Source organism: Prevotella micans F0438, from assembly GCF_000243035.1.
Classification (GTDB): Bacteria; Bacteroidota; Bacteroidia; order Bacteroidales; family Bacteroidaceae; genus Prevotella; species Prevotella micans.
Map to the genome: position 1 here is coordinate 64,410 of NZ_JH594521.1, position 9,397 is coordinate 73,806.

General features: G+C 48.4%; 6 protein-coding genes and 1 pseudogene. 1 reads left to right on the top strand and 6 read right to left on the bottom strand.

Annotated elements, in window-relative coordinates; translation table 11 throughout:
* Window positions 1-24 precede the first annotated feature (24 nt).
* The 6 genes and pseudogenes from ruvA to HMPREF9140_RS00280 form a co-directional block, all read right to left on the bottom strand.
* The gene (gene ruvA, locus HMPREF9140_RS00250) at window positions 25-642 is read right to left on the bottom strand and encodes a Holliday junction branch migration protein RuvA (RefSeq protein WP_006950896.1); all 618 of its coding nucleotides are present in this window, start codon (window positions 640-642) and stop codon (window positions 25-27) included.
* Between the two features lie 840 nt (window positions 643-1,482).
* Complete coding sequence (locus HMPREF9140_RS00260; RefSeq protein ID WP_006950898.1) at window positions 1,483-3,783, bottom strand: NADP-dependent malic enzyme; 2,301 nt, start codon at window positions 3,781-3,783, stop codon at window positions 1,483-1,485.
* A gap of 94 nt (window positions 3,784-3,877) precedes the next feature.
* The gene (locus tag HMPREF9140_RS00265) at window positions 3,878-5,083 is read right to left on the bottom strand and encodes an acetate/propionate family kinase (RefSeq protein ID WP_006950900.1); all 1,206 of its coding nucleotides are present in this window, start codon (window positions 5,081-5,083) and stop codon (window positions 3,878-3,880) included.
* Window positions 5,084-5,103: 20 nt separating this feature from the next.
* Complete coding sequence (gene pta, locus HMPREF9140_RS00270; protein ID WP_006950902.1) at window positions 5,104-6,150, bottom strand: phosphate acetyltransferase; 1,047 nt, start codon at window positions 6,148-6,150, stop codon at window positions 5,104-5,106.
* A 49-nt stretch (window positions 6,151-6,199) separates the two neighbouring features.
* Window positions 6,200-6,384: pseudogene (locus HMPREF9140_RS10625) on the bottom strand (hypothetical protein).
* A 15-nt stretch (window positions 6,385-6,399) separates the two neighbouring features.
* Complete coding sequence (locus HMPREF9140_RS00280) at window positions 6,400-7,581, bottom strand: phosphoribosylaminoimidazolecarboxamide formyltransferase (protein ID WP_006950906.1); 1,182 nt, start codon at window positions 7,579-7,581, stop codon at window positions 6,400-6,402.
* Window positions 7,582-8,328: 747 nt separating this feature from the next.
* Here HMPREF9140_RS00280 and HMPREF9140_RS00285 point away from each other — a divergent pair.
* The gene (locus tag HMPREF9140_RS00285) at window positions 8,329-9,369 is read left to right on the top strand and encodes a DUF6261 family protein (RefSeq protein WP_006950909.1); all 1,041 of its coding nucleotides are present in this window, start codon (window positions 8,329-8,331) and stop codon (window positions 9,367-9,369) included.
* Window positions 9,370-9,397: the final 28 nt, after the last annotated feature.

A 9,397-nucleotide genomic window follows, 5' to 3' on the forward strand; every position in this document is an offset into this window, starting at 1 on the left:
CGGTTTGTAGGGTGTGTGGGGGGATTATTTTATTTGTTTCAAGGCCAACTTAACAACCTGCTCTACTGCCATATCGGGCGATTCGGAAAGAATGGCATTAACCACCTTAGCCGATGGTGCGGGCGAGAAGCCGAGCATTGTGAGTGCGCTCACGGCCTCGTCTTTCACGGCCGAGTTGATGGTTGATGTACTTGCCGAGCTGTTTACTTTGAGTTCGTCGGCCACGCCGCTTTGCACAATCTTGTCTTTCAGGTCTACGATGATGCGTTGGGCGGTTCGCAGACCGATTCCTTTTACGGTTTTGAGTATTTTCTCGTCGCCGCCGGCGATAACGTTGCAGAGTTCGGTTGGTGTGAGCGACGACAGAATCATTCGTGCCGTGTTTGCTCCTACTCCCGACACGCTGATGAGCAGGCGGTAGAGTCCTCGTTCCTGTTTGGTTGCGAAGCCGTAGAGCGTGTAGCTGTCGTCGCGTCCGCCGGCCACCAGAGCTTCGTGCACGAGCAGTTTTACCTCCTTTTTTCCTTGGATTGCACTGTATGTGTTGAGCGAAATGTTGAGTGCATAGCCCACTCCGCCTGTGTCGATAACCGCTAGGGCGGGTGTGAGTTCGGCGATTTCGCCTTTTATGTATTCAATCATGACTGTTGATGCCAGTTTACTGGCCGAATCTTTTTTAATTTCCGCATTCCTAAACGTTCGAACCCTCATCTTATTGTATGGCACCTCATTTTATCCCCAAATTCGCCCGGGCGACATGCTTTTCGACTGGGAGGGAATGAAAATTTGTCCGAAATTCCACTGCGCCGCCGGCGATGCGTTGATGAAATGAGGAAAAATGTCCCGTTTCGACCGGTATCTACAGGCGAGAGTCTTCGAAATAGTCTCTGTCACACAGTCTCTGTAAACTCTTTGTGTGAAATAGTCTCTGCCACACAGTCTCTGTAAACTCTTTGTGTGAAATAGGCTATTTTACACAGTCTCTGTAAACTCTTTGTGTGAAATAGTCTCTGTCACACAGTCTCTTTAAACTCTTTGTGTGAAATAGTCTCTGTCACATACTCTTTTTAAACTCTTTGTGTGAAATAGTCTCTGACACACACTCTCTTTAAACTCTTTGTGTGAAATAGTCTCTGCCACACACTCTCTGTAAGTTCTTTGTGTGATTCGTCGGTAAATTCCGGATAATACCACTCGCGCACGGTCATATAGCTCTCAATTACATGATTTCCTGAGAAGAAACCTCTTAATCTTTGAACAAACGGTGAGCGACACGTATGACACTCGGGCAGAACAATTCATAATCACGACGCGCGCCAACTCGGGCCTCCAGCCCGCATGTAGGGACAGACCCCGTGTCTGTCCGGATTCCATCTTGTTCTTGACGTGACTTTTGTTTTGCGGTTAATATATCGAATCGACGTTGGGGGCGGACAGACACGGGGTCTGTCCCTACATGCGGCCTGGAGGCCCGAGTGGGAGTTATTGGGCTGATTTTGTTTTTTCGATTAGCTTTTCAACGTAGGCGTCGAGGACTGCTATTGCGGTTATGTTGACGATGTCGCGAACGGAGCTTTCGAAGTCGGTGAAGTGTATGGGTTTGTTGAGGCCCATTTGGATTGGCCCGATAACTTCGGTTTCGGGACTGAGGCCTTGGAGGAGTTTGTAGCCGTTGTTCGACGATGACAGGTCGGGGAAGATAAGCGTGTTTACGTTTTTGCCTTTCAAACGGGTGAAGGGGAATTTTTCGTCGCGGAGGGTTTTGTTTAATGCGAAGTTTACTTGCAGCTCGCCGTCGATTGCGAGGTTCGGATACTGTTTCTGCATGATTTCAACTGCTTTGTGGACGGTTTGCGGTGTGCCTGTTGTGTCGGTTCCGAAGTTTGAGTGGGCCAGCATTGCGATGATGGGTTCTTCGTTGAAGAATCTAACGGAGTTCGAGGCGAGCCGGGCAATGTCGGTTAGCGTTTCGGCATTTGTTTCGTGGTTTATCAGGGTGTCGGCCACGTAGAATATTCCTCGTTTTGTGTTGAGGATATGCATTGTTGCGAAGTGTCTGTACTCGGGACGGATTCCGATGACGGCTTTTGCGGCTTTTATGGTGTCGGAATATTTTGTGTAGAGCCCGGTTATGAATGCGTCGGCATCTCCGTTTTCAACCATCGCCATTCCGAAATAGTTTCGTTCATACATTTTGTCGTAGGCCACTTCGAAGGTGTAGCCTTCGCGTTCTCTTTTCTCGGCTAGATGTTTGGCGTAGGTTGCTCGTCGGCGTTGCTCTTTGTCGGCTCTCATGTCGATTATTTCAATTCCGGTTAGGTCGAGTTTGAGTCGATTGGCCACGCGGTTTAGTCGGTCGGGATTTCCGAGGAGTATCGGTTGGCAAATACCTTCTTGTTTTGCTTGTATGGCCGCTTTCATGGTTGTTTGGTGTCCGCCTTCGGCATAAACCACTCTTTGCGGATGTTTTGCTGCGGTGGCGTGTAGAGTTCGTGCGAGCTTTGTTTCTTGTCCGAGCATTTGTCGGAGGTTTTCTTTGTAGGCTTGGAAATCGGTTATTGGTGTTCGTGCTACTCCGCTTTCGATTGCTGCCCGGGCTACGGCTGCGCTAACTTCGGTTATGAGTCGGGGGTCAACGGGTTTGGGAATGAAATAACGTGGCCCGAAGGTTAGGTCGTTAACATGGTAGATGTTGTTCACCGTGTCGGGCACGGGCTGTTTAGCCAGTTCGGCTATGGCGTGCACGGCTGCCATTTTCATTTGTTCGTTGATGGCTTTTGCGTGTACGTCGAGAGCTCCGCGGAAGATGTAGGGGAAGCCGATGACGTTGTTTATCTGGTTGGGGTAGTCGGAGCGACCGGTGGACATGATTACGTCCGGACGGGCTTCGATCGCTTCGTCGTAGGATATTTCGGGTACGGGATTGGCCAATGCGAACACTATCGGATTGGGATTCATTGAACGAATCATGTCTTGTGAGAGAATGTTTCCTTTCGATAATCCTACGAATACGTCGGCTCCTCGGAGGGCTTCTTCGAGTGTGTTTACGTCTTTCCTGCTGGTTGCGAAGAGTGCTTTCTGCGGTGTGAGGTTGGGGCGGTCGAGGGTGATTACACCCTTCGAGTCGAGCATAAGAATGTTTTCTTTTGGAAGTCCCAGAGCCATGTAGAGCTTGGTGCAGGATATGGCGGCGGCTCCGGCTCCGTTGACCACGAGCTTGACCTCTTCTATTTGTTTACCGGCCACTTCGAGAGCGTTTTTCAGTCCGGCCGCCGATATGATGGCTGTACCGTGCTGGTCGTCGTGCATCACGGGAATGTCGAGCGTTCTTTTGAGCCGTTCTTCGATTGCGAAACATTCGGGGGCTTTGATGTCCTCAAGATTTATTCCGCCGAACGACGGTGCAATCTTTTCAACCGTTTCGCAGAATTTGTCTGGGTCGGTTTCGTCGAGTTCAATGTCGAACACATCTATTCCGCCGTATATTTTGAATAATAATCCTTTGCCTTCCATAACGGGTTTCCCGCTCATGGCTCCAATGTTTCCCAGTCCGAGCACGGCGGTTCCGTTGGTAATAACGGCTACGAGGTTTCCCTTGTCGGTGTATTTATAAACCTCGTCGGGATTCTGTTGTATTTCCAAACATGGATATGCCACTCCGGGCGAGTAGGCGAGGCTCAAATCTGTTTGTGTGCTGTAGGGTTTAGTGGGTTTAACTTCAATCTTTCCGGGGCGCCCCATGTTATGGTAGGCCAGCGCCGCTTCCTTTGTTATCTTTGACATCTTCTTACCTTTAAAAAGAGGCGTATCGTCGGCCTATTCTATTCGGCTTCGGATACGCCCGTTATAAATAAATTTAATTCAAAAGAGAAACTCCTTATTTCCTGGCTTCGAGAATCAGCTCCTGAGTATCACGGGCTATGACGATTTCCTCGTCGGTTGGAACCAGAACTACTTTCACTCTCGAATCGTCGGCCGAGAGGATGCGCTCTTTACCACGGCAGTTGTTACGTTCTTTATCCATCTTTATGCCTAGATAATCCATGTCTGAACAAACATTCCAGCGTGTACTTATTTGGTTTTCGCCCACGCCTGCAGTCCACACGATTATGTCGACACCGTTCATTGCGGCTGCATAGGCGCCGATATATTTCTTGATGCGATAGTTGTACATCTCCAGGGCCAGATGAGCTTTCGGGTCGCCCTGTTGGTCGGCGTTTTCAATTTCGCGCATGTCCGAGCTGATTCCGGTTATTCCGAGTACTCCACTTTCCTTGTTCAGGAAGTCGGCCATCTCCTGGGGTTTCTTTCCGAGCTTTTCCATGAGATATGTTACGGCCGATGGGTCGATATCACCCGAGCGCGAACCCATCATAAGACCTGCTAACGGTGTGAGCCCCATCGAGGTGTCGATTACTTTTCCGTTTTTGATTGCTGCAACCGATGCACCGTTGCCTATGTGACAGGTTATGATTTTCTGCGTTTTAATGTCAACACCCAGCATTTCGCAAACGCGTTGCGACACGTAGCGGTGGCTTGTTCCGTGGAATCCGTAGCGACGTACGTGATATTTCTCATAAAATTCGTAAGGCACGGCATAGAGGAAAGCATACGGCGGCATAGTGCTGTGGAATGCGTTGTCGAAAACTACCACTTGCGGCGTGTGTGGCATGAGTGCGTCGACGGCACGAAGTCCGCGCAGATGACCGGCGTTGTGAACCGGTGCGAGGTCGATGAGACTTTCGATTCCGTCTTCGACTTCCTTTGTGACTATGCAGCTTTTCTCGAACAAATCGCCTCCTTGCACGATTCTGTGTCCAACGGCATCGATTTCGTCGAGGTTTTTTAGGGCGCCGTATTTTGAATCGAGCAGAAGGTCGAACACGAACTTCACGCCTTCTTTGTGTGTGGGCATATCGTGCATGATTTCTTCTTTGCTTCCGTCTTTGAGAGTTACTTTCACGAAGGCTTCGTCAAGACCGATACGCTCGGCGTTACCTTGTGCGAGAACCGTTTCTCCGGTCATGTCATAGAGTTTGTACTTGATGGAGCTGCTTCCGCAGTTTAGAACTAATATCTTCATAATTTCTTTTGTGTGATGTTTTAAACTTTCTTTTTGGCGTCCTGTGCCTGACAGGCTGTTATGGCAACCATGTAGTAAATGTCTTCTACGGAGCATCCGCGTGATAGGTCGTTAACCGGTCGGGCAATTCCTTGCAGAATTGGGCCGATGGCGGTTGCGCCTCCAAGGCGTTGGATGAGTTTGTAGCCGATGTTGCCCACTTCAAGGTTCGGCACGATGAGCACATTAGCTTTTCCGGCGATGTCTGATTCGGGTGCTTTCTTTTTAGCTACGATTGGGTCGAGTGCTGCGTCGGCCTGCAGTTCGCCGTCGAGTTTGAGTTGTGGATAGCGTTCTTTGGCCAGTTTGGTTGCTTCGATTACTTTATCGATTATGTATGCGCTCTTTCCGGTTGTTTTGTCTTTGGCGTCGGTTGCCGAGCCTTTGGTTGAGAAGCTTAGAATGGCGATGTGTGGGTCTTGGAATCCGGCCACGCTTTTGGCGGTTTCTGCGGTTGTGTAGGCTATTTGTGCAAGCTGGTCGGCGGTTGGATTTGGGGTCACGGCAACGTCGCCCATTACTACTATTCCGTTTTCGCCGTATTGTTGTTCGTGTGTGAGAACGAGCATTGCTCCGCTTACGCATGTTATTCCGGGTTCGCATTTTATTATCTGCAGGGCCGGGCGAAGCGTATCGCCGGTTGTTGAGAGCGCTCCTGAAATTTGTCCGTCGGCGCCTTCGGTTTTGATAATCATGCAGCCCAGGTAAAGGTTGTTTTTAACCAATTCGCGTGCTTTTTCGATTGTCATACCTTTCGATTTACGAAGTTCGGCGAGCAGTTTGGCGTATTCTTCGCTTTTGGGGTTGTTCATCGGGTCGACGATGGTTGCTTTGTCGATGTTTTTCAGGTTCCATTCGTTGGCCAGGCGATGGATGTTTTCGGGATTACCGATGAGAATAATTTCTGCGATGTCGTCGGCTAACACTTTGTCGGCGGCCTTCAGAGTTCGTTCTTCTTCGGCTTCTGGAAGAACGATGCGTTGTTTGTGAGCTTTGGCTCGCTCAACGATTTGCTTTAATAGATCCATTGTTTTTATTTAATTATTTTATGTGTTTCATGCTTTGCAAAGGTAACAATTACCTGCGCCGCCTCGAACGTTGCTCGCGATATTTTGCCTTCTGTTTGGCACTACCCGAACCATGGGCGCCGGTGATGTATTTCTTTTTTTTGCCTTGGTTTTAATTTTTCCGTCGTTGGTTTTAGGTTTCGATGGTTTGCGGAAAACCATACCGCTTTCGAGAATCTGATCGAATTCGTCCATGAATGATTGTCTGGTTTAATGATGAAACAATCGGATGCCGGTGAAGGCCATTGCGATGTTGTGTTTGTTGCAAGTCGAGATGACATTGTCGTCGCGGATGCTTCCGCCGGCTTGCGCGATGAATTGCACGCCGCTTTTGTGGGCGCGTTCGATGTTGTCGCCGAACGGAAAGAATGCGTCCGAACCCAGCGCAACGTCTTTATTCCGACTTATCCATGCTCGGCGTTCTTCGTTTGTGAGAGGTTCCGGCCTACGAGAGAATAGTTGTTGCCATGCGCCGTCTACAAGAATATCTTCGGCTTCGTCGGATAGATAAGTGCTGATTGCCGTATCGCGGTCAGCCCGACGCAAATCGTTTCTGAAAGGCAATTCCATAACCTTTGGACATTGTCTGAGCCACCATTCGTCGGCTTTCGTTCCGGCCAGTCGTGTGCAGTGAATTCTGCTTTGTTGTCCGGCTCCGATGCCAATTGCCTGTCCGTCTTTCGCGTAGCACACCGAGTTGCTTTGCGTGTATTTCAGCGTAATTAGCGCAATTATGAGGTCGCGTCGTGCTTCGTTGGTGAACGTTTTATTTCGTGTGGGAATATTCTCGAAAAGCTCCGGATTATCGAGTTTCACCTCGTTACGTGCTTGTTCGAAGGTTATGCCGAACACCTGTTTGCGTTCCATTGTTGGTGGTGTGTATGTCGGGTCGATTTTTATGACATTGTATGCTCCGTTGCGCTTCGAGCGAAGAATTTCGAGCGCTTCGGGGGTATAGTCGGGTGCGATGACTCCATCGCTAACCTCACGTTTGATGAGTCGCGCCGTAGCTTCGTCGCACGTGTCGCTCAGCGCGCAGAAATCGCCGAACGAGCACATCCGATCGGCTCCGCGAGCTCTCACGTATGCATTGGCCAGTGGCGTGAGCGGGAAGTTGATGTCGTCGACAAAATAAATCTTCCGCAGCGTGTCGCTCAACGGTAATCCTACGGCTGCGCCCGCCGGACTCACATGTTTGAACGACGCTGCGGCCGGCATTGCGGTGGCTTCTCGCAGTTCTTTGACAAGTTGCCAACTGTTCAACGCGTCGAGCAGGTTTATGTAGCCCGGTCGGCCGCTAAGAATTTCGATGGGCAGTTCTCCATCCTCGATGAAAACTCGCGAAGGTTTTTGATTTGGATTGCATCCGTATTTCAATATCAATTCTTTCATAAAATCAATGTTATGTAAAAATGTGCAGCAAAGTTATGGAATATATACGTGAGTTCGATTTAAGAATCTGCTTAAGCCTCTGAGAAGCCAATGGGGTAATAAACAACGGATGCTAATTCGGGCGGAATGCCCGCATGTAGGGACAGACCCCGTGTCTGTCCGCCTCTCTGCCAATTCGGTCTACCGACCGCATAACGTATTTCGTCCGGTCGTGTCCGGATGCGGACAGACACGGGGTCTGTCCCTACATGCGGGCATTCCGCCCGAATTGGCGTGTGTCGTTATTATGAATCGTTCAGCTCGAGTTGGCATATTAAGTTTTGTTTTAAACTTGCGGAGAAATCCGAATATTATTATAAGAGATTTCTATATCTGCGGAATGTTCCGCAAGTAATTTTAAGTATAATTTTATATCTGCGGAAAATCCCGCAAGTGATTAAAAAGTAATTTTATAACTGCGAACTATTCCGCAAATCATTTTCAATATGATTTTACTATTACGTAATAGTCCGCATATGAATTAAAGTATTGTTTTATACTTGCGGAAAATTCCGCAAATAATTTTTTATGATTAATTATTTTTGCGGAGACTACCATATATAATTAGAAATAATTTTTTATCTTTGCGGATGTTACCGTATATATGTTATATATATGTTTATTATCTTCGTAATCTTCTGCAAATTAATTGAAATGCTGTTTTAATATTGCGGGAGAATATTTTTAATGGAAACGAAACTGAATAGTATGAAAACAAATGAGCTTTTCAATGAAATCCGAGGCATAGACCTCGTGAAAATACCCAATGGGGCGCATCAGCAATTCTTTAAGTATGTGTGCTCTTACATTGGTTCGGAAACTGCGCTGTTGGCTAATGATAGGGTGAAAATGGCCGTCGACAAACTCGAGAAAGCCCTGGCGGAGGAGGAAAGGTGCATGCGACTGTCGAAAAAGAGCATGACAACCAATGATATTAAGGATGTTGACCGCGAGCGCGATTCGCTTTTCGTTGGATTCAAGGCCGCCGTACGAAGTTTTCTGCGAATCTCCATTCCCGAAATGAAACAAGCCGCAACCGAGCTTCATCAACGCATAAAAGAGTCGAGAATCAATCCGCGGGCACAGCTAGAGCGCGAAACCGCCAATATCACGGTGCTCATAGAAGATTGCGAGGGTCGATTTGCCCCGCAGGTGGCTAAGCTGGGTTTGCAGGCCTATGTGGAGGCCCTGAAATCGGCAAATTGTAAGGTCGAAGAGCTTCTGCTCAGTAGAATTAACGCGCGGCAAGGTAGGCGCGTGGGCGAACGTCGTTTGGCCCGTCGAGCGAGCGATGAGGCCTATCTTAAACTGGTTAAAATTGTGAATAGTATCAGCGTTCTTGGCATTGTCCCCGACCTCGACCGTTTCCTCAATCGCATGAATTATCTCATCAAACGCTACAAAGAACAAGTGCTCACGAAGAGGAAAAGGAAGAAAAAAAATGTCGCCCAAACTCCGAATGATGCTTCGCCCAACGATAAAAACACAGAGGGTGAGAAAGTGGTAGATAATCGTAATCCTTCAGAAAATAAGGCTATAACGGAGGAAAATATCTCGGCAGAAGAAGAACCCCAGTCCTCTATTGAGGCACGGGAGAACGATATTTCTGCAGATAAAAAAGTTGAATCTCCGGATGAAAAATCGCTTCCGGATTCTGCTGCCCCGTCTGATGAAATATCGAAAAATAACACTCTGCCTGACAAGACATCGGATTATACGCAAATTCGAAATGAGATAACCGAACACTAGTCGCCTCCTGGTGAACGCTCCGTTATAG

Coding starts and splice junctions, on each gene's coding strand:
- ruvA (WP_006950896.1), bottom strand. CDS start 642: ATGATTGAATACATAAAAGGCGAAATCGCCGAACTCACACCCGCCCTA.
- HMPREF9140_RS00260 (WP_006950898.1), bottom strand. CDS start 3,783: ATGTCAAAGATAACAAAGGAAGCGGCGCTGGCCTACCATAACATGGGG.
- HMPREF9140_RS00265 (WP_006950900.1), bottom strand. CDS start 5,083: ATGAAGATATTAGTTCTAAACTGCGGAAGCAGCTCCATCAAGTACAAA.
- pta (WP_006950902.1), bottom strand. CDS start 6,150: ATGGATCTATTAAAGCAAATCGTTGAGCGAGCCAAAGCTCACAAACAA.
- HMPREF9140_RS00280 (WP_006950906.1), bottom strand. CDS start 7,581: ATGAAAGAATTGATATTGAAATACGGATGCAATCCAAATCAAAAACCT.
- HMPREF9140_RS00285 (WP_006950909.1), top strand. CDS start 8,329: ATGAAAACAAATGAGCTTTTCAATGAAATCCGAGGCATAGACCTCGTG.